Source organism: Flavihumibacter sp. UBA7668 (assembly GCF_002483205.1).
GTDB lineage: Bacteria > Bacteroidota > Bacteroidia > Chitinophagales > Chitinophagaceae > Flavihumibacter.
Window position 1 is genome coordinate 62,559 of record NZ_DLHM01000007.1, and the last position, 21,226, is coordinate 83,784.

13 protein-coding genes are annotated in these 21,226 nt (G+C 42.6%); all 13 read right to left on the minus strand.

Annotated elements, in window-relative coordinates:
* Positions 1-25 precede the first annotated feature (25 nt).
* The gene (locus tag B2746_RS18060) at positions 26-1,663 is read right to left on the minus strand and encodes a RagB/SusD family nutrient uptake outer membrane protein (protein WP_290796932.1); all 1,638 of its coding nucleotides are present in this window, start codon (positions 1,661-1,663) and stop codon (positions 26-28) included.
* A 20-nt stretch (positions 1,664-1,683) separates the two neighbouring features.
* The gene (locus B2746_RS18065) at positions 1,684-4,761 is read right to left on the minus strand and encodes a SusC/RagA family TonB-linked outer membrane protein (RefSeq protein ID WP_290796935.1); all 3,078 of its coding nucleotides are present in this window, start codon (positions 4,759-4,761) and stop codon (positions 1,684-1,686) included.
* A 77-nt stretch (positions 4,762-4,838) separates the two neighbouring features.
* Positions 4,839-5,714, minus strand: coding sequence for an ROK family protein (locus B2746_RS18070; RefSeq protein ID WP_290796938.1), 876 nt, complete (start codon positions 5,712-5,714; stop codon positions 4,839-4,841).
* Positions 5,711-7,129: a glycoside hydrolase family 125 protein gene (locus B2746_RS18075; RefSeq protein ID WP_290796941.1), complete on the minus strand. Its 1,419-nt coding sequence runs from the start codon at positions 7,127-7,129 to the stop codon at positions 5,711-5,713. The genes B2746_RS18070 and B2746_RS18075 overlap by 4 nt, the downstream gene beginning before the upstream one ends.
* Positions 7,130-7,209: 80 nt before the next feature.
* Positions 7,210-9,381 (minus strand): GH92 family glycosyl hydrolase, encoded by a 2,172-nt coding sequence (locus tag B2746_RS18080; RefSeq protein WP_290796944.1) that lies wholly within the window; start codon positions 9,379-9,381, stop codon positions 7,210-7,212.
* 135 nt (positions 9,382-9,516) lie between these two features.
* The gene (locus B2746_RS18085; RefSeq protein WP_290796947.1) at positions 9,517-10,938 is read right to left on the minus strand and encodes an MBL fold metallo-hydrolase; all 1,422 of its coding nucleotides are present in this window, start codon (positions 10,936-10,938) and stop codon (positions 9,517-9,519) included.
* A 170-nt stretch (positions 10,939-11,108) separates the two neighbouring features.
* Complete coding sequence (locus B2746_RS18090; protein WP_290796950.1) at positions 11,109-14,303, minus strand: efflux RND transporter permease subunit; 3,195 nt, start codon at positions 14,301-14,303, stop codon at positions 11,109-11,111.
* 33 nt (positions 14,304-14,336) lie between these two features.
* The gene (locus tag B2746_RS18095; RefSeq protein WP_290796953.1) at positions 14,337-15,458 is read right to left on the minus strand and encodes an efflux RND transporter periplasmic adaptor subunit; all 1,122 of its coding nucleotides are present in this window, start codon (positions 15,456-15,458) and stop codon (positions 14,337-14,339) included.
* A gap of 9 nt (positions 15,459-15,467) precedes the next feature.
* Entirely contained in the window at positions 15,468-16,781 is a 1,314-nt protein-coding gene (locus B2746_RS18100; RefSeq protein ID WP_290796956.1) for a TolC family protein, read from the minus strand.
* 33 nt (positions 16,782-16,814) lie between these two features.
* Positions 16,815-17,090: an ArsR/SmtB family transcription factor gene (locus B2746_RS18105; RefSeq protein ID WP_290709698.1), complete on the minus strand. Its 276-nt coding sequence runs from the start codon at positions 17,088-17,090 to the stop codon at positions 16,815-16,817.
* Between the two features lie 108 nt (positions 17,091-17,198).
* On the minus strand, positions 17,199-19,574 hold the full coding sequence (ppsA, locus tag B2746_RS18110) for a phosphoenolpyruvate synthase (protein WP_290796960.1): 2,376 nt from the start codon (positions 19,572-19,574) through the stop codon (positions 17,199-17,201).
* 24 nt (positions 19,575-19,598) lie between these two features.
* Entirely contained in the window at positions 19,599-20,588 is a 990-nt protein-coding gene (locus tag B2746_RS18115; RefSeq protein ID WP_290796962.1) for a hypothetical protein, read from the minus strand.
* 55 nt (positions 20,589-20,643) lie between these two features.
* Positions 20,644-21,198, minus strand: coding sequence for a DUF1003 domain-containing protein (locus B2746_RS18120; RefSeq protein WP_290796965.1), 555 nt, complete (start codon positions 21,196-21,198; stop codon positions 20,644-20,646).
* Positions 21,199-21,226: the final 28 nt, after the last annotated feature.

Here is a 21,226-nt window from a genome sequence, read left to right on the forward strand (position 1 = left end):
GGAAGATTTATAAATTTTAAATGAGTTAGTTTCCGTAATTAGGGTTCTGCGACAGATTTCCATTTCTGCCAATTTCTGATGCCGGAACCGGCCAGAGATAATGTTTGGTTCGATCAAATGTTCTGAGCTGCGCCCGGATATATCCATTGTCAATGGAGGGGTCTTCGTATTGTGCCCCATGTGCCCATCCGTTTAACACTTCTTCAGCAATTTTCCATCTGCGGATATCATCTACCCGCAGACCTTCCATAGCAAACTCTACTCTTCTTTCATTTCTGATTATTTCTGTCAGATCACCGGATGATGGAAAATTCAATGCAGCAGGATCAGTAAAACCGGCTCGTGCCCGAAGCGGACGAATGGTTTGATTCCAGACTTCTTCATTAAACTGATTCATTGCCTGTTTCGCTTCTGCATACATCAACAAAACATCCGCATAACGAATCAGAATAAGATTTAATCCCGAATTAAATCCAGCAACCGCTGTTGGATCATAATATTTTTTCCAGAAATAACCGGTGGCTGTTCCCTGTCCGGATGGATTGTATTCATTATTTGCAGCCGGATTCGGATCTGTTCCAGGCTCAATATAAATTGTTTGAGTTGTTCCATTTGCATTGGTCCAGGTTGAACCATGGTATACTATGGTAGCAGTAAGTCTTGGATCTCTGTTTGCATATGGATTATTTTCATCAAAACCGGAACCTGCCGCATTAATTGCAAGTCCGTTTGTCATGGTATAACTATCTACCAGTTCTTGCGTTGGTGCCAGGTTATTACCTCTCGCACCCGCAGAAAGAGGAACAAAGTCAATATGTTCACCCCAGGTACGAAGGTTTGGAACGTATTGCAGATCCAATATTACTTCACTGTTGTACTCATTAGTGGGACTAAATACTGCAGAATAAGAAGACTGAAGACTGTAAGTGCCATTTGTACCCTGATCATTCATTAGTTCTTCACAAATGGAAACCACCTCATCCATACGATTCCCTTCATAGAGGAGTACTCTTGCCTTAAGTGCTTTGGCAGCACCTTTTGTAATACGACCCCGGTCGCCTGCAGGATATTGATTTCGGGTAGGTAACACAGCAGCTGCTGCATCCAATTCTGATAAAATAAAGCCAAGCACTTCTGCTCTCGGTGAGCGGGCAATAGCTTTTGCTTCATCCGGCGAAAGATCTGTTTTTATTAAAGGCACATCACCCCACCAGTTCATGAGTCGGAAATAATGAAAAGCCCGAACAAACCGCACTTCTCCTTTATTTCTTTCACGTAGGGACGCATCCATTGTGGTATTCTGATCTACATTATCCAGAAAAATATTGGCAGCTTTGATGCCGGTATAATAATAAGCCCACTCGCCTCTGAACCGATCCAGAGTTGGCGTAAAGTTTCCACTGGTAATTACATCCGGAAAGCCGGCACCAATTCCCAATCTTGTGTAGGCATTATCGCTCAATGCTTCATTGTAGAAAAAATACTGACTGGTATACATCCGGTTGTATACATTGTTCAGGGCATTATTTACATTGGCACCGGATTGCCAGAAATTCAATTCAGTAAACCGGTCAATTGGCGTAAGATCCAGCTTTTTGCAACTCACCATCCCTGTTACCAGCATGAGCACCGTACTTAAGCGTTTTATTTGATTTGCAACCATTGTTAAAGAGATTTTTGTAATTAAAAGGTTATATCCAGTCCGGCTCCATAAAATACCGGCAATGGATAGGCACGTCCGCTATTTGCGCCTGCTCCCATTCCTGTGCTATTTCCAAATTCAGAATTTTCAGGATCAAGAAAATTCATATCTGTGATAGTGAATAAATTCTGGCCACTGAGGTAAATTCTTGCTTTCTGAATTTTTGCGCGTTCAGCCAGGTGCTTTGGAATAGAATAACCAATCTGGAGGTTTTTTAACCTTGCATACGCTGCATTAAAAAGATAAATATCTGAACCAGTGCGGTAGTTATTTGCATTTGACGGCGTTCCTGATTCAGCCAGACGCGGCCATTCTGCATTCGGATTGGTTGGTGTCCAGTAATCTGTCTGATGCTGGTACATGGTTCCGGAATAACCTACGTGAAATGGCTCCACAAGCTCACCTCTTACCATTACTTCACGGATTCCCACACCCTGCATAAATACAACGGCATCAAACCCTTTCACATTTACTGAATAGGTAAGTCCAAATGTGTATCTGGGGAATGGATTACCCAGAATAAATTTATCGCGGTCATCAATGGTGCCATCACCATTCTTATCTACAAACCGGACATCCCCCGGAACAACAGTTGCATTGGCAGGCTTTGGCAATGTCTCCACATCTCTAACATTCTGGAAATAACCTGCTACCCGGTATCCCTGATATACGGTAATTGGAAGTCCGACTCTGCGAACAAATTCAAATTCTTCCTTACGAAGCACCAGCTCTTCTGCACCGAATGTGTAATTCAATAATTTATTCAGGTTATCTGCCAGGTTTGCGTCGATTCTGTGGGTAAACAAACCTCCACGATGGGTATATCCAACCCGAACTTCCCAACCACGGTTCTGAACTTTTGCAGCATTATAGGGCGGGAAGCCTGCTCCGAATAATTCTGGTACATCTTCTCGTGCCACCAGGATATCTGAAGTGACTTTATTAAAAAAATCGAAGGAGAAATCAAGTTTATTATTAAAGGCTGTACCATCCAGCCCGATATTAAAAGTGGATGCTTTTTCCCAGGTCACTTCCGGATTTCCTAAGGAATAACCAGAACCACCTACAATTTCATTGTTGAATCCATACGCATTGGCATAATTAAAGAAAGTGGTCTGGTACTGATAAGCGCTGATATTCTGATTTCCCAACATACCATAGGATACGCGAAGTTTCAGGTCTCCAATTTTATCCTTATACCCCTGTAAAAAATTCTCCTCTGTTGCACGCCATGCAGCGCTAATGGAAGGAAATAAACCCCAGCGTATGGCTTTTGGGAAATTTGAAGAACCATCATACCTGAAATTAACTTCTGCAAAATATTTGTCGTCATAGGAATAACCAACTCTTCCCAATAAGGAATTGAGGCTTGTTTCTGAAGTTCCCTGAACGGTATTGTTTGAATTCGGATCCACAACAGTACCGGTAGTTGGAACGCCCCAAACCGGATCTGTAAGTGTTTTACGAACATTACTTGCTTCAGTTTTGAAGGATTCATTGGTTCCTCCAAATAATGCGGAGATATCATGTTTGCCCAGGTTTTTTTTGTACTCCAGCAATAACTGAGTGTTTGTTAACAGCGATTTGCTATTGGCATCAAAAACCTCCCGATCCTGACCATATCTGCCACCTGGTACAAACTCCAGTTCCAGCCGGCGGCCGAAAGAGGTATTGGATCGTACAGTTCCACCAAACACACCCCTGATTTTAAGATCTTTGGTAATTGCATATTCACCATTTATACTTCCAAATATTTCGTCGTTGTTATAGGTTCTGTAACCGCCGTTTTCCAAAACAGCTTTCGGATTGAATTCTGATGATACAGCATTGGTAAGATAGCGACCCAAACTATCCTGAAAGTCATAAATCAACGGAACACGTGAAGCATCGATTATCAGGGTTCCTGCACTGGAAGAATGATCCCGTCCGTTTGATTTCGCATAACCCAGGATGGTGTTCAATTTGAACTTGCCTATTTCAGTACTTTGATTGATCCGGAGATTATATCGTTTCCAGCCATAATCATCACCAATAAAATTATTGGCCTGATCCATGTATCCAAATGAAACCATGTAGGAACTGGTTTGTCCACCACCTCTAACACTTACGCTATGGGTATGCTGAGGAGCGTTTTGCAGAATATTTGAAAGCCTCCAGTTACCATTTCCTCTTGCGGCCAGCTCCTGAATCTCTGTTGGTGAGTAAATAGGTTGTCTGCCTGAATTAACCAGTGATTCGTTTTTATAATAGGCATTTTTCCAGCCATCAACAGGTTGTGCTGCAATATTCGGAGAGGTTACCCCATACATGCCATTGTAGGTCAAGCTAGGCTTTTGATTCTTACGGCCTTTTTTGGTTGTAACCAGGATAACTCCATTTGCAGCACGTGATCCATAAATAGCAGCAGTTCCCGCATCTTTTAACACAGAAACGGATTCCACATCATTTGGATTCAGCAGATTAAGGTCACCCCCTACGATTCCGTCAATTACCACCAATGGATCATTGTTTCCCAAGGTTCCCAAACCACGAATATTGATGCTTAATCCCTGACCGGGTTCGAAATTGGTTTGCTGAATAATTAGATTGGGAGAAACACCCTGAAGTGCCTGGCTCATATTAACAACAGGTTTCCCTTCAATGGCATCCGTACCAATTTTATCCACTGCACCAGTAACTGATATTTTCCGTTGGGTACCATATCCAACAACGATCACTTCACCCAGGCTTCCATTCTGAGCCTGCAGTTGAATGGTGAAATTATCCTTGTCCAATGGCAATTCCTGCGTATCATAACCAACATAACTGATAATCAGGGCACCTTTTATTTCTGGTACGGAAAGCACAAAATTTCCATTGGCATCAGTAGAAGTAGCCAGTGTGGAATTTTTAAGCTGAACTGTTGCACCTGTTACCGGAGAATTTTTATCATCCATCACTTTACCGCGAACAGAAATACTCTGTGCTAGCAGTGAGGATGCTGATAAAAACAACAAAAAAACTAAAACGCCGATTTGACGGCCAATACGGTACACCGCAGGCGGCTTGAAACTATTCATATGGATGCTTATTTAATCGTTCGTATTATAAAGTCACTTCAAAAGAAATAACCTGCTATTCTGTTAAAAAAATTATTTCACACCGAATGTAATTTGGAAACATACCCTGCTGCTCCAACCAGAGCTGCAGATTCTCCAAGTTTTGAGATTTTAATTGTAATTGGAACGCGGCTTTGCTTCAACTGATTTAGCAATGCGGGCGCAAACAAAGGATAAGCCAAAGAAATACTGCCACCAAGAATTATATACTCCCATTTATATTTATAATAATAGAAAAGCAGAAATTCGCCCAGATTTTTACCAAAATCATCAAAGAGTTCGGCAACTATATGCTGATCTCCCTGTTCCGTAATGGACAGGACATCCGTTAATATAAAACCTGTTCTTTTTTGATAATTTTCTACAAACCATCGGGTGGATAAATAATCTTCTGCTGTTCCCTGTTTAAATGGAGCACACCAAAGATTGGCATCGACGGCAACATTCATTTCTGTTATTGCAGAACCAAATCCGGTTCCCAATGTAAAACCGGCAGTGTAATCCGGTAAATTTTCCTTTGCGACAAATAACTCGCCCTGTAAAAAACAGGCGGCGTCATTGGAAAAATGAATTCCTTCCGAATGTATCCCGAGAGAAGTAGAAATCAGGTTACGGATATTCAAACCATACAAAGAATCAAATTTATTCTGGTTCTTCATATAGGAAATACCCTGTGTATAGTCAAATGGTCCAGGCATTGCAATGCCAACTTTACGAACAGGGAGCTCTGCGAAACAAATCGAGTCCTTTATTGCCAAAGCCCATTCATTAATAATTTCCGCCGAAGTTCCACCCGCATCAATTTTCCGCCGAATGCAGGAATTTTCAAGAACGACTCTTTTTTTACAATCAACTAATGCTGTGGCAATATGAGATCCACCAATATCAACACCTACAACTAAAGGAGAATTCATGATAAAAGATGTTTTCGCTCACGATAGGTTTTCCATAATAATTCCCCGAACAGGGTATTTGCCCAAGCAAACCAGGAGCGGGTGAAATTTTTTGGATCATCTTTATGGAAAGACTCATGCATGAAACCGGTATCTGCATGCGTTTTTCGTAATACTTCAATACAATCTGCAATTTCCTTATCGCTATTGCTGGTCATCGCTTTCATTATAATTGCCATTGGCCAGATCATATCCTGCCCTACATGCGGACCGCCAATCCCTTCTGCTACTTTTCCTTTGAAGTAAAACGGATTATCATCAGACAGAATCATTTTTCTAGTATTCTGATACACCGGATCAGATACCGGAATTGCACCCAGATAAGGCATCGCCAACAAGGAAGGCACATTGGCATCATCCATCAACAATGTGGAACCAAATCCATCAATTTCAAAAGCAAAAACTTTTCCATATTTTTTGTGGTCGACAATGGCATATTGCTTCAATGCTTTTTCTACCTCATTGGCCAGATTCAGCAAAGGTTGTGCTCCTGCGATATCCTGATGGATTGCTTTCAGCATTTCTGCTGCCTGCCGAAGACTGGTAACTGCAAAAAAGTTGGAAGGAATCAGGAATGAAAAGACAGTGGCATCATCACTTGGACGGAATGCGGAACAAATAAGTCCGATTGGTTTAACCGGATAACCATATCCCTTCATGGGTTGGGTATCAGTAGCATGCGGGGTAGTCCGTTGAAAATGATAGGATCCCAGATTTGCTTTTCTTTGTTGATCACGAAAAACCCTATAAATTGTTTGAATCGCTTTTTTCCAATCAGCACCATAAGGACTATTATCTCCTGTCATTTTCCAATAGTGGTAAGCCAGTCGGATAGGATAACAAAGGGAATCAATTTCCCATTTGCGCTCATGCACCCCAGGCTGCATATCGGTATGATCAGTTGCCCATTCGCCCCTTTTAGCCGGATCATTATAAAATGCATTGGCATAAGGATCTTTCAGAACACAACTGGTTTGGCGATTAATTACCCCTGCAATAAGAGCCTTCAGTGCTGCATCTTCTTTCACCAATTGCAAATAAGGCCAAACCTGTGCAGAACTGTCCCTTAGCCACATGGCATCGATATCTCCTGTGATTACATACGTATCAGGTACGCCATTTTTTATTTCATGAAAAACTGTAGTATCTAATGTATTCGGGAAACAGTTGCCGAATAACCAGGCCAGTTCTTTGCTTTTAACTCCTGCCTGAAAACTGTTGATGGTTTGTTCAACTGCTTTGCTTGTAAATCGGCGTTTTGCAAGGGGCACCCTTACTTCCGGAAAAGTTTCATATGCAGCGAAAGAAGAGAACTGATTCAGTACCAGTCCGGCACCAAGCAAGCCTGAGTTTTGTAAAAAATGGCGACGTTTCATCGTTCAAAAAAATATTTAGTACTTAATAAGTCACTTCATATTTATTCTACCACCAGTCGGCCGCCATTTTTTTATTTTTTTTATCGGGTCTTTATAATCAGCTCACCTCCCTCATTAAATAAGGTATGTGGTACAAAATACCCATCCAGCTTGTTATCATTCCAGTTGATCTGGTAAGGTGTACGGGTACCACCCTCATTGCTGATATGCACTTTTTTCCCATTGGGAAGTTTCCAGTTGATCTTATTAAACAATGGAACAGAAACAATATAATTGGTATCTGCAGGAGAAAGCGGATACACCCCCATAGCTGCAAATACATACCAGGACGACATTTCACCAGCATCATCCATCCCGCAAAGTGCTAAGCCCTCCGGACCAACTCCGTAAAGACTATCCATTATAAAATCCAGGATTTTCTGCGATTTTTCAGGTTTGTCAACAAAATGATAGGAATAAGGCGCTTCATGATCGGGCTGGTTGCCGTGGCAATACTGTCCGATCATGGTTTCCACATTTCGGGCTATATAGGTCGGATTCCAGGGCAGGCTGAAGAGGGAATCAAGCTTGGATTCAAAAGCAGCTTTCCCTCCATATAGCTGAACAAGTGAAGGCATGTCATGCGGTGCGAAAAAAGACACCTGCCATGCATTGGCTTCCCGGTACATATATTCATAATAGGGGTACTGCGGATTAAAATTCTGGATCCACCCGCCAGTTTCCGAACGCCCGCGCATAAAACGCGTGGACGGATCAAATACATTTTTATAATTACGGGAGCGCTCCATCAGTATTCTATGATTGGCCGTATCACCCAGTTTAGCTGCCAGTTGTGCCAGCGAATAATCGTCATAGGCATATTCCAGGGTTTTGGAAACACCAGCCTTTCCTTTGATTTCAACATTATGGATACCAGCAATCTCGGGATCAGCTATGTACCCTTTTTCCATGTATTCATTCAGGTGAGGACGGCTTGGCCCTTCTTTGAAAGCATTATTTAAAAGTCCTTTATATGCCTGTTGTACATTAAATCCATCAATACCTCGCAGATAGGATCCAGCGATAAATGGTGCGGCGTGATCACCATGGAAAAAAGTTGGTATAAAACCGGTCTTATCTCCCATATCGGTGAGCGATTGTATGATGTCAGCAGTTACTTTGGGCGACATCATACCCAGTAAAACCAGTTTGTTCCGATACGTATCCCACAATGAAGGAACCGTATAATAATTGAAGTCAGCCTTTACAACCTGATTTTTTACATCTGTGTATTCTCCGTTAATATCTGACCGTAAAGCAGGCCACAAAAAAGTTCTGTATAAAGAAGAATAAAATAATTGTTTTTTTTTTTCAGTTCCACCTTCCACCTGAATGCCAGCAAGTAATTTTTCCCAGGTCGCATTGGCGGCATTTTTGATTTCGGCAAAGGATTGTTCGCCAATTTCTTTCTCCAAATTTTCTTTTGCATTGGCAGTGCTCACATAGGAAAGACCTATTTTAAGTTCAACCGCTGGACTTTTTTCCTCCATTAATTTAAGAAAAGCTCGTCCTCCCCTGGTATTTTCTCCCTGTTTTTCCAGTTCAAACGGACTATTTAATTTTGCATAAAAATATACCTGCTCACCTCCCATATCCTGCACACCCTGTACCGCAGCAGAATCGACCTGATCAATTTTCCAGCTCCTTACACGATTATTGGATCTTGCCAGATCAAATAATATGGATCGCGCTCCGGGTTTTGTAAATTCATATTGATGAAAAGCTGCACGCAGGGTTGAGGTCAATTTCACGTTGATTCCAAAATCCTGCAGCACTACCTGATAGTATCCTGCGCCAGCTGATTCCTGCGTATGGTTATAGGCAGATTGAATCGGCTTGCTTGTATCAACTTCACCGGTAATTGGCAATACAGGCACATTGCAGAGATTCCAATGTCCTTTGTTAGTATGTGCGAAACCAATTATTACAGAATCTTCATATTCATAACCGGCACCTGATCCATATTCTGTAATCGGACTTACCTGAACCATGGCATTGGGAAGAGCTGCACCGGGATAGGTTAATCCCGACCAGGGACGCCATCCATCCGGAACCCGAAAACCAACAATGGCCGAATCCGTGAGTGGAGTTGTGCCAAGAAATGGATTTACATACTTTGCAACATCATCGTCTGTACCCGTTGGCAGATTTGTTTTACAGGCAATAGCGGAAACCAAAAAGATCGGCATCCATAACTTAAGTAGATCTCGCATGGGCTTGAAGGATTTATCCATAAATCAATAATAGTCACTTCAAATCGATCAAACCGCTATTCGCCTAATAAAAAAAGCCGCCTGCTCCTGACCGACCGGGGGAACCTGCGGCTTATAACCAACTGCCAGTAAACACTACAACATAGTTTTCGGAGCCTCATAGGTAGATTTAGGGAGGGCTGTTTTGGAAAGGGCAGCAAATCCTCCCTGAATATTAATTAATTTATGGAAACCTCTCGCTTTCAGAATGGAGGCAGTAATCATGGAGCGATAACCGCCTGCACAATGTATATAATAGGTATTGTTTTTATCCAGCATACTCATATTGGAATTAATAAAATCCAATGGGAAACTCATTGTTCCTTCAATATGCTGACTAGTGTATTCAGATTCACGACGCACATCCAGCACCTGGAGTTCCTTGTATTTTTCGTACATCCTGACAAAGGAATCCGCATCAATTTCTTCAATCTGATCAGTTGGTAGTCCCGCTGCTTTCCAGGCGGCAATTCCACCTTTCAGATATCCCAGCGTATTATCGTATCCTACTCTTGCGAGCCGGATCACTGCTTCTTCTTCTTTTCCTTCCTCCGTAATCAAGAGGATCGGCTGTTTTAATTCGGTTACAAGTGTTCCAACCCAAGGCGCGAAATTATCATCCAGTCCAATAAAGATGGCTCCAGGCAGAAATTCCTTTGGAAATTGATTCTTGTTTCTTGTATCAATAACAATTGCTTCTTCCGCTTCCCAAACCAATTGAAACTGGCCGGGATCGAGGGCTGTGGTTCCCTTCCGTATGATCTGGTCTATGCTGTTCAAACCTCCTGTAACATTCATGATCACATTATGTGGAAAGTATTGAGGCGGCGCAACGAGCCCCTCAGTAACTTCTTTAATGAATTCATCCCTTGTCATATCGGCACGAAGGGCATAGTTGTATTTTTTTTGATTTCCCAAGGTATCCGTGGTTTCTTTACTCATGTTTTTACCACAGGCACTGCCAGCACCATGTCCAGGAAATACAATGATATCATCGGAGAGTGGCATAATTTTATTCCGCAAAGAATCGAATAATTGTCCGGCTAAAAACTCCGGCGTGATTTCTTTCTTAACTTTTTGCACCAGATCAGGACGGCCAACATCCCCAATAAAAAGGGTATCTCCGGTAAAGATGGCCGACTCTTTTCCATTTTCATCAATCAGCAAATAAGTGGTGGATTCCATCGTATGACCTGGCGTATGTAATACCTTGATCTTCAATTTTCCAAGTACCAGGATTTCGCCATCCGTTGCAACATGCGCATGATATCCGGGCGCAGCAGTTGGACCAAACACAATAGTGGCACCTGTTTTAGCAGAAAGATCCAGATGCCCACTTACAAAGTCGGCATGAAAATGTGTTTCCAGAATATATTTAATTTTTGCATTATCCTGTGCAGCCCGGTCTATATAAGGTTTAGTTTCCCGCAAGGGATCAATTATCATGGCTTCTCCCTCACTCTCAATATAATAGGCTGCTTCTGCCAGACACCCCGTATAAATTTGCTCTATTTTCATGGTGGTCAATTTTATCATTCAAAGTTGACCATCTTCCTTAATTGCTTTTGTATCCTTTGTTACAAAGCGGTTTGATTTGAATCAGTTCTAGTACTGATATATGTCATATAAAAAGGGGCCGCATTTCTGCCGCCCCTTTCACCTTTCACCTTTCACCTTTCACTTCTTCCTCACACCCTCCCTTCCGCAATATGCTGGTCAATCTGACTCTCCAGGTCTTTCTGCGCTTTGATCTCTTTCAGTTTTTTACCATATGCCAATTTGGTAATAAGTACATACAGAACCGGTACAACAAAGATTGCGAGGGTAGTAGCTGCGATCATTCCTCCAAATACGGTCCATCCGATGGTTCTTCTTGATTCCGCAGCTGCACCTGATGCAAATGCAAGTGGAAGCACCCCAAGAATAAATGCAAGGGAAGTCATAACGATCGGGCGTAAACGAAGTTGCACTGCCTGTAAGGTTGCATATACCACATCAATTCCCTTATCTACTCTTTCTTTTGCAAACTCAACAATCAAAATCGCATTTTTAGCGGCCAGCCCGATCAGTGTGATCAAACCGATCTGTGCATAGATATTATTATTAAGCTGCGGCAACAGGGTCAATGTAAGAATGGATCCAAATGCTCCGATTGGAACCGCAAACAATACGGAGAAGGGAACCGACCAGCTTTCATACAGTGCAGCCAGAAATAGAAATACAAAGACCAGAGAAATCATAAAGATAACAGCCTGCTGACTTCCTGCTGCTACCTCTTCCCGGGTTAAACCAGAGAATTCATAGGTGTAACCCGCAGGTAGTGTGGCAGCAACTTCCTGTAATGCTTCAATTGCCTGCCCGCTACTAAAACCTGGTTTTGCCGCTCCGTTAATCTGTGCAGAACGGAATATATTAAAGTGATTTATCACAGCAGGAGTTTCAATTACAGATGTCTTTACTAATGATCCAAGTGGAATCATATTGCCCTGACTGTTGCGCACATAAAACTTCTCCACGCCAGCCAGAGAGCTTCTGTAATTACTATCCGCCTGACTCACCACCCTGAAATTTCTTCCATAAATATTGAAATCATTGATATAACTACTTCCAAGGAAGTTGGAAAGAGTGCTGTAAACATCCGATACCTGAACACCCATTTTTTTAGCCTGTTCACGATCCACATCCACTTTATAGGACGGTGTTCTTGCATTGAAGAAAGTATATGCCATGGCAATTTCTGGACGTTGATTCAGTTTACCGACAAATTCATTCACCACCTGTTCAAACTTCTTCACATCATCTGCACCACCGGATTGTTGTAACTCAAAGGAGAAACCGGAGGTGGAACCCAATCCGGGTATTGCAGGCGGTGCTATAACCAGAATCCTTGCTTCTTTAATATCAGCTGTAACCGCTCTGATTTTATTCATCACGTCGGTTGCATGCTGTCCTTTATCTTTTCTGGAATCCCAGGGCTTCAGGTTTACGAAAATGGTACCTGCATTTGATTTATTGGAGAAGCTGATAATATTCAATCCGGCTAATCCACCCACTACCCTGGATTCAGGGATCGATGAAACGCGTTTAATGAGTTCATTTGCCATTTCCACACTTCGGGTTGTTGAAGTTGCTTCCGGCATTTCATAGGTTACCAATACACGACCTTCATCTTCTGTCGGAATAAATCCGGTTGGTTTATTTTTGAATAACAAAAACAGGCCTACAAAAAGTGCCACCATCATACCCAGTACCCAGGGAGTCCGGCGAATCCAGTGCCCTACAGATTTCGCATAACCACGCGTTACCTTATTGAACCAGTTATTAAAACTGAAAAAGAATTTCTCCAGTAGATTTTTCTTTGCATCCGCATCCTTAGTTGGACGCAACATCAAAGTACACAGAGCGGGAGTAAGCGATAATGCCACAAAAGCCGAAATCAATACAGATACTGCAATGGTGATTGCAAACTGCTGATATAATCTTCCAACGATACCCGGAATAAATCCAACCGGAATAAATACCGCAGCCAAAATCAATGCAATCGCAATAACCGGCCCGGATATTTCCTTCATCGCTTTCTGAGTGGCCTCTTTTGGCGACATCTTTTCATGATCAATATTATGCTGTACCGCTTCAACCACCACAATCGCATCATCCACCACAATACCTATAGCCAATACAAATGCGAAAAGTGTTAGTGTATTAATGGTAAAGCCAAGCGGACCAAAGAAAATAAATGTTCCGATCAATGATACCGGGATAGCCAGCAACGGAATAAAGGTTGCTCTCCAGCTCTGAAGGAAAAGAAATACCACCAATACTACCAAAATCAATGCTTCCACCAGTGTATGCAATACTTCGTTTATAGAGGCCTCCACTACCGTAACTGTTTCCAATGGTACCACATAATCAACATCCTTTGGAAAAGTACCTCTTAAATTATCCAGTGCTTTATTGATCCCCTCATAGGTATCCAATGCGTTTGCTCCCGGAGCCTGATAAATCAGCAGGAAGGCAGCAGGCTTTCCGCCTTCCACCATCGCATTGATGCCGTAATCAAATTTTCCCAGTTCAACCCGCGCAACATCTTTGAGGTAAACTACGGAACCGTCCGCCGGGCGGGTACGAACAATTATATTCTCAAACTGATCCTTTGTAGTTAAACGGCTATTGGTAAGAATGGTGTATTCAAATGCTTGAATTCCAGGCTGTGGATTTCCTCCTACCGTACCGGCCGCCACCTGCAGGTTTTGTTCCTGCAAAGCCTGGTTTACTTCTGCAGGAGTCATATTAAGCGCAGCCAGCTTCTCCGGATTTAACCAGACCCGCATGGCAAAATCATCCGCCCTGGTAAATACATCCCCAACTCCTTTCACCCGCGTAATCGCATCTTTAATATAAAGGTTAACATAGTTTCCTATGAATGTAGCATCATGGGTTCCATTCGGAGAATAGAAACCAAGTACCATCATCACACTCGGATTTCGTTTTCTAACAGTTAAGCCTAATCGTTTTACTGCATCCGGCAAACTGGGTTCTGCCACACTTACCCGGTTCTGTACATCCAGTGTTGCAATATCAATATCGGTACCCACTTCGAAATTGACCGTTATACTGCTTTGCCCGCTGGCTGTACTGTTACTGGTCATGTAGGTCATGCCCGGTGTACCATTCACCTGGGTTTCAATAGCGGTAGTAGTGGTTTGTTCCACTGTCTGCGCATCCGCTCCAATAAAATTTCCACTGATTGAAACGGTTGGCGGAGTAATATCGGGATATTGCGCAACCGGTAAGTTGATCAGCGAGATCACCCCCACCAGAACAATCACCACCGAAATAACAATGGCGGTGACGGGTCTTTTTATAAATATATCTGCTATCATGCTGCTTCTTTATCTGGTTCTGATGAATCTGAATTATTGTTTTACAGGAGCTGAGGTTGGGGCAGGAACAGATTCAATTTTTGCTCCCTCCCGAAGGTTCTGAACCCCCTGTGTTACAATGGAATCTCCAACCTGCAATCCAGTCTTGACAATGATATTGGTACCAATCTGTGTACCAAGTACGACTTTCTGCTGCGATACTGTACTGCTATCGGTTTTCCGGTAAACAAAAAACTCACCAAGTTGCTCGGTAACCGCTTTATATGGAATTAAAAGAGATGAACCATTTGTTTGGTTTTTCACCCGAAGTGTACCATTCATTCCCGTGCGGAGACGTTCTTCTTTATTTGGGAAAACAACCCTTGCTTTAATTGTTCCTGTTTGTGCATCTACTGCACGATCCAGCAAAACCAATCTTCCCGGAACCGGATAATGATCTTCTCCAAAAGAGAGTACAAAAATGGAATCCTTTGCAGGTTTATTCAGCAATGAAGTAAAATGATAAATCTGCGACTGATCCAGATTAAAATCAACTGCCACATCTCCCACTGATGAAACGGTATTCATCAATGTTTGTCCAGCTGTTACAGGGGCACCTGGTTTAACCAGAGAAATTCCGATCACACCATCAAAGGGTGCGATAACACGGGTATAACGCACACTGGTTTGTGCTGCAGCAATAGCTGCTTTGGCTGCTTCCACCTGCTTTTGCGCAACTTCCAGTGCAGCATCTGCATTATCTACCAACTGACGGGCTACCGCATCATTCTTTTGTAATTCATGATAACGATCCGCATCTTTCTGAGCACGGGATAGATTTGCTTCCTGTACATTCAGATTGGCAACGGCTTGCTGATAATTCGCGTTATATAATTGGGCATCGATACTATACAACAGCTGCCCTTTTCTTACTTTTTGGCCGTCTTTAAAATGTATCCCGGTTACAAAACCGCTTACCTGTGGCCTTAATTCCACCTGATCCAGGGCAGTTAAGGTTGCGGGAAATTCTTCATAATAAACCGGACTTCCTTCCTGCACCGCTTCCAGTGTAACTTTAACTGCGGATGGTACCATTGGTCCTGCCTGCTGTGCTTGCTGTCCGCATGCTGCCAATACAATTGATCCGATAATTGCTGTATATAGTCTGTTTCTCATACCAGTAAATTAATAGTTGATTTGTCCAAGTTCTTTTTGCACATCTACCTTGCTTGCCAATACATTATAGAGCGCTGTATAATAATTGATAGTGGCCGTACGCAGATCCGTTTCCGCATTGATTACTTCCAGATAGGTTTTAATTCCATTCCGGTATTGTAATTGAATAACGTCGTATACTTCACTTGCAAGTTCCAGGTTTTCTTTCAGTGCCTGGTAATTGATATAGGTACTTTTATAGGTAGCCATCGCCTGAGAATAGGCCGCATTCACTGAGTTTTTCAAACTCAGCAGATCCAGTTTTGTTCTTTCCAGCTCCCAACTGGCTGCATCAATATTCGCCTTTCTCTTTCCTCCCTGAAATATGGGAAAACCAAGTGTAATGGCTGCAAAAGAAGCAGGATAATTCACATTATAGAGTTTGGAAAATTCATTGTTCAGGTAATTCAAATTATATGCTCCATTCAATGACACATTGGGGAGATAAGCCCATTTATTATATTTTAAATTGGCCTCCTGCAGTTTCAACTGGGTGGATAATAACTGAAATTCAATCCGGTTATTTAAATCAGGTGCTTCAGAACCAGGCAGGCCGATGGAATTTTCCATTGCCAAACTATCATAGCGTAATTGAACCGGGGCCTCTGCCGGATAACCCATCAGCGATTTAAGGAACTCCTGTTTCGCTTTCAGAATTTCTTCATTCGCAATTTTGGATGCCTTTGCATTATTCAGCGCTATTGTTGCGCGCTTATAATCGGTTTTATCTGCCACCCCTGCATCATATTGAAATTTCGCATCCTTCAGGCTGCGTTCAATTCGGTTGATATTCTCTTCCGCCACTCTCACCTGCTGGGTAGTTGCAATCACATCATAATACGCTTTCGATACCGCCACCACCACATCAATTTTCTGCTGCTCAGTGTATTGCAGGGATTGCTGCAGTACGTCCTGCTTTGTTCTGCGGGCCAGCAACACATCACGATTGAAGAGGGTTTGTGATAAGGTAAACTGAAGAGCTGAAACATTATCAACACCTAACTTAACCGGGTTGCCACCAATTATATTGGTTTGTACAACAAAGTTGTGCTGAAGATTGTAATTGAAATTTACCTGGGGATACCAATCAGCCAGTCGGCTGCGAACATTTGCCGCAGTGATTTTCTGGTCAATTTCTGATTGTTGTACAAGGGGCTGGTGCTTTAAGGAAAATGCGATCGCCTGTTCCAGATCCAGTTCTTTTGGCAAACTGTCGGGAACAGTCTGTGCAATGCCTTGTAAGCACCCCAACAGGAGTGCGGGCAAGATTAGCTTTGTTCTCATCATTTATTTTATTACGCGTCTACTATGGCCTGCCTAACCGGCAATCGTTTTTAGCTTTTTGGAGTATTTTTCAAAAAGCTCAGTATTCAGGATGTACGTGTAGTTGCGACCGGATTTTTCAGGTTCGATCAAACCAGCTTCCACCAGAGTTTTAATATGGTGACTAACAGAAGGTTGTGCCAGGTCCAGGTGTTGAACAATGGCGGCGCATTCCAATACACCCTTTTTCTTCGAAATGGCTTCGAGGATTCGGAGGCGATTCAAATCGCCCAACGCCTTTGACACTTTCTCAAACTGTTTCCAATCCATTCCGCTAATTCATTGAAGGATGCAAATGTATTGATTTAATAAGTGGACAAAGACAATCCATTTCCAACTATTTCAGGGAAAAAATAAAGATTGTTGGTTATTAACGTTTTATTGGGTGAGACTTCTCAGATTCTCGATCCCTTTAAGTAGCGCATCCGGTGTATAAGAAATACTATCTATTCCGGCTTCCAAAAGAAATCGTGCAAAGGAAGGGTCATCGCTGGGTGCCTGTCCGCATATACCGATTGGCCGGCCTGCTGCATGTGCATTCCGGATGGCCATTTCAATCATCAGTCTGGCAGCGGGATTCTGTTCATTAAACAAGGGACTTACCAGTGCAGAATCACGATCTACCCCCAGCGTTAGCTGGGTCAGGTCATTTGAACCAATGGAAAATCCGTCAAAAACCTGAGCAAATGATTCCGCCATTAATACATTTGATGGTATTTCTGCCATCACATAAACCTCCAACCCGTTCACCCCCCGCACAAGCCCGTAATTGCTCATTTGTTCCATTACCTTTTCGCCTTCCTCCACGGTACGACAAAATGGTATCATCAGTTTTAAATTGGTAAACCCCATTTCTTCCCGCACCCGACGGACAGCAGCACATTCCAGCCGAAAACCCTCCCGGTAGCGCTCATGGTAATAGCGGGATGCCCCCCTGAAACCAATCATCGGATTCTCTTCCTTAGGTTCAAATCCTGCGCCCCCGAGAAGGTTTGCATATTCATTGGATTTGAAATCACTCATCCGGAGAATTACCGGCTTGGGATAAAATGCAGCTGCCATGGCTGCAATTCCCTGGGATAACTTATCAATGAAGTACTCACGCTTATCCGGATAACTCTGTGTCAGGAGAGCGATCGTTTCTCTATCAGGCGAATCATTTATTAGCTGATCAAAATGAACCAATGCCATAGGATGGATCTTAATTGCATGGGTAATCATAAACTCCATCCGCAAAAGACCAATACCATCATTTGGATAAAAAGACAATTGAAATGCTTTGTCAGGATCCCCTGCAATCAGCATGACTTTTGTCTTTTCCGGCATTTTTATGGAGCTGAAATCGTGTTCTATCAAATCGTATAATAATGACCCTGCATAAATGCGCCCGATTTTTCCTTCACAACAGGATACAGTAATGATATCACCATCTTTAATTTTTTCCGTTGCATTTTCACAACCAACGATTGCCGGCACCCCAAGTTCTCTTGCTACAATGGAAGCATGACTGGTTCTGCCTCCCTTATTTGTTACGATTGCCGCTGATTTTTTTAAAATCGGATCCCAATCCGGACTGGTTAGATCTGTAACAATAATTTCACCGGCTTTTAATTTATCAGCCTCTGCCGTACTTTTTAATAAACGCGCAGTACCAATGGCGATAGACGATCCAATTGCCTGACCGCTCGCCAATATTCGTGCACCTTCCCCATGCAACCGATATTCTTTCAACAGAAGAGGATTCGACCTGGAATGTACAGTTTCAGGGCGGGCCTGAAGAATATAAAGTTGTTGCGATATGCCATCCTTTGCCCATTCTATATCCATTGGCTTTCCATAATGGTCTTCAATTAGTTTACCCCATTGAGCCAGCTGAATAATTTCAGCATCTGAAAGAACGAACCTGGCACGCAGGTCAGCTGCTGTTTCTTTGTTGAGGATAGCTTGAGAAGTATCATCGCCATATATCATCGTCTGTTCTTTTTCCCCAAGTCTTTTCTGAATAATGGGTTGCTTAACTTTTCCCAGAAAAGGTTTGAATACCAGAAATTCATCCGGTGTAACAGTACCCTGAACAATATTTTCACCCAGTCCCCATACGCCGGAAATATGAATCAGGTTGCGAAAACCTGATTCCGGTTCCAGCGTAAAGAGTACACCGGAACAAGCAAGATCAGACCGAACCATTAATTGAATTCCGACTGAAAGTGCTACTTTTTCGTGCTGAAATCCATGATCCTCCCGATATTTAATAGCTCTGTCAGTATATAGCGACGCAAAACAACGCTTAACTGCTTCCAGCAGGGCCTCTTCACCCCGGACATTTAAATAGGATTCATGCTGTCCGGCAAAACTTGCTTCCGGTAAATCTTCTGCTGTTGCACTGCTCCGTACAGCTACTGCAACCGGCTCACCTTTGCCAAGTTGTTCATACGCCTGTAAAACTTCCTTTTGCAAATGAAGAGGTAATGCTGCATTCAATAAGAGTTTTCGTGCTGCGGCACCGATGGTTCGAAGATTGGTATAGAGGTGGTGATCCAATTGCCTGATCAGCTCACTTAATGGTGCATGCAGTCTGTTGAAGCTAAGAAAATTTTCAAATGCAAGAGCAGTTGTGGCAAATCCATCCGGGACAGTGATTCCCTTAGATGCCAGGAGGGAAATCATTTCACCCAGGGAAGCATTTTTTCCTCCAACAGAAGGGATATCCGCAAGACTAATTTCATTGAAATTTCGAATCCAGGCTGGTTGCATGAAAATTAAATTTTTATCTGCTGTTTAATAAAAACGGACCAGGGCAATTTTCCCAAAGTCAGTTAGTTTTCCCGGATCTACAAATTCTACTTCCCCCCCTACTTCCAGTACTTTTTCAATTATATCATCCACTGCATCTTTGATATAGGAATAGGGATTATGCAGCTGAAATCCATCAAAATAAAAATCACGTTCCACTACCAATAATTTGCCATTATGATGCATGGCTTCTTTCCAAACTTCTGACATACCAATGGTGAGCCGTTGCGCGAGTTCAGCGGCAGAAAGGCGAAGCAATATTGCTGTCTGTTGCCAGCTTGACCACTGGTCAAAATAAGGTTTTAATTCCTTTTCTATTTCAAGTGAATCACGTTCTGTTCCGGCAAAGGGAATTAAATCAATGATTGTATGGGTATTCATCGTCACCTTCCGAAAATCTTCCAGATTTACAGATGCGCCAAGGATGAATGCCGGTAAATTATACGCTCGTATCATTTGTCCAAGGGTCTGATCTGCCTGCTTTAACGCAACCTCATTCGAATATTCGATGTGGGTGGAAAGAATCCGGGTTTGTTTTCCAGGCTCCCCAAGTAAAATATGCATTTGTTGAGGCTGAAACAGCAAGACGAGGAATTGCCGGGATATTTTTTTACAATTGATCAGATCGCGGATTTCGAAAGAATCATCAATAATAACTTTTGAAACAACGTCCATATCCAGGTAAAGCAGTTTCTCAAAAACAGGGGAAATAAAAATCGCAATGCTCCGCTTGTGTGTACTGTAGTTTAACTGCTGGAACATTCCTTTCAGGCGCTGAAGCAAAAGCAGGGCCAATTCAGGCGGATACTGTTTGAGCAACGATTTTTCAACCTGATCACAGGTGGTTTTCAGAGAAATCAATAATTCATCCTTTGCCGTCATTTTTGGATTAAATGGCAACACAATCGATACTGCAGGCCGATAATGAACCGCCTCCAGTACCTTTTGAAGGTCTGGTGTAAGCACTGGATTCATAGCCGGGTAAATTTCGTGACGAAACTAGTTAGAACACCGTCTGAATGAACTGATACTAATCAGGCTCTTTTTTGATCTTCATCAAAAGTCCACGCATATCCTCCATCATTTCAATCTGTGTTTTCTGAATTTCAAACAGCGTTTGCATCTGTTCAGTCATTAACAGATCGAGTTTACAATGAAGATTACGTACTTCTATCTCCGACTTCAGGTTGATCATATAGTCGCTAATGGCTCTTTGCCGGTCTTTTTCTTCTTTTCGGTTTTGGCTCATCATTATTACAGGCGCCTGAAGTGCAGCAACGGTAGAGAGTAGTAAATTAAGCAAAATAAAGGGATAGGGATCAAAGGGCCTGGATAATAAAAATATATTCAGCCCGATCCACAGCAACATCAGGAAAGCAAAACTCAGGATAAATCTCCAGCTGCCACCGAAGGAAGCCACTTTATCTGCAATCCGAGCCTGAAACCCGGGATGTTGTTCTTCTAACTCCTTTAACTTATCTGTGAGCAGTTTTTCCTCTTCCACCGATTGTCTCACCATTGAATTTAGTTTTTCCAGTTGGGCTGATTCAGTTGAAAAAAGCTGCTCCAATTGAGTTTTTGTCATTTCTGCTGAATTTTGGGTGTTCCCTAAA

Excerpts from the sequence above, each read along its gene's own strand:
- B2746_RS18060 (WP_290796932.1), bottom strand. The coding sequence starts at position 1,663 with ATGGTTGCAAATCAAATAAAACGCTTAAGTACGGTGCTCATGCTGGTA.
- B2746_RS18065 (WP_290796935.1), bottom strand. The coding sequence starts at position 4,761 with ATGAATAGTTTCAAGCCGCCTGCGGTGTACCGTATTGGCCGTCAAATC.
- B2746_RS18070 (WP_290796938.1), bottom strand. The coding sequence starts at position 5,714 with ATGAATTCTCCTTTAGTTGTAGGTGTTGATATTGGTGGATCTCATATT.
- B2746_RS18075 (WP_290796941.1), bottom strand. The coding sequence starts at position 7,129 with ATGAAACGTCGCCATTTTTTACAAAACTCAGGCTTGCTTGGTGCCGGA.
- B2746_RS18080 (WP_290796944.1), bottom strand. The coding sequence starts at position 9,381 with ATGCGAGATCTACTTAAGTTATGGATGCCGATCTTTTTGGTTTCCGCT.
- B2746_RS18085 (WP_290796947.1), bottom strand. The coding sequence starts at position 10,938 with ATGAAAATAGAGCAAATTTATACGGGGTGTCTGGCAGAAGCAGCCTAT.
- B2746_RS18090 (WP_290796950.1), bottom strand. The coding sequence starts at position 14,303 with ATGATAGCAGATATATTTATAAAAAGACCCGTCACCGCCATTGTTATT.
- B2746_RS18095 (WP_290796953.1), bottom strand. The coding sequence starts at position 15,458 with ATGAGAAACAGACTATATACAGCAATTATCGGATCAATTGTATTGGCA.
- B2746_RS18100 (WP_290796956.1), bottom strand. The coding sequence starts at position 16,781 with ATGAGAACAAAGCTAATCTTGCCCGCACTCCTGTTGGGGTGCTTACAA.
- B2746_RS18105 (WP_290709698.1), bottom strand. The coding sequence starts at position 17,090 with ATGGATTGGAAACAGTTTGAGAAAGTGTCAAAGGCGTTGGGCGATTTG.
- ppsA (WP_290796960.1), bottom strand. The coding sequence starts at position 19,574 with ATGCAACCAGCCTGGATTCGAAATTTCAATGAAATTAGTCTTGCGGAT.
- B2746_RS18115 (WP_290796962.1), bottom strand. The coding sequence starts at position 20,588 with ATGAATCCAGTGCTTACACCAGACCTTCAAAAGGTACTGGAGGCGGTT.
- B2746_RS18120 (WP_290796965.1), bottom strand. The coding sequence starts at position 21,198 with ATGACAAAAACTCAATTGGAGCAGCTTTTTTCAACTGAATCAGCCCAA.